Annotated in this window: 1 protein-coding gene; it reads right to left on the reverse strand. The window is 56.3% G+C overall.

Translation table 11 applies throughout. From position 1 onward, the window contains the following. Positions 1–32: 32 nt before the first annotated feature. Entirely contained in the window at positions 33–362 is a 330-nt protein-coding gene (locus tag LRL21_RS44960) for a hypothetical protein (RefSeq protein ID WP_240422228.1), read from the reverse strand. Between the last annotated feature and the right edge of the window lie 52 nt (positions 363–414).

Here is a 414-nt window from a genome sequence, read left to right on the forward strand (position 1 = left end):
CCTCCCCTGGGCAAGCCGAACAATTTCGAACATTACTTTTTCTTTGTGCGCTCCGGATAAGGAGGACCGTACAAGATAAACGCCGAGAACGACGTGCCGCCTGCTACCTGCTCCAATTCCGCTTCATCCAGCTCGCGCTCTGCGTCAGAGGACGGAGCTCCGAACAAGGTTTTCGCCTGGATTTCTCCGTGCTCGTCCTCCGTGATTACAACCTCGACGCCTTCCGGCAGCTCCAGTCCCGTCAGCTCGCGAATCGCCCGTTTCGGGTCGCTCAGCGCCAATCCCCTGAACTCGGCGTCCTCCGAAGCCCGCTGCTTAAATACCTCAAATAGCTCATTGGCTTTCTCCATCGTCCAGCTCATGCTTTCGCCTCCTGCGTTATAGTGAACAGCTACGCCTCATTATAGCGGGAAA

The sequence above is a fragment of the Paenibacillus periandrae genome, assembly GCF_022458865.1.
In the GTDB taxonomy this organism is placed as follows: Bacteria; Bacillota; Bacilli; order Paenibacillales; family NBRC-103111; genus Paenibacillus_S; species Paenibacillus_S periandrae.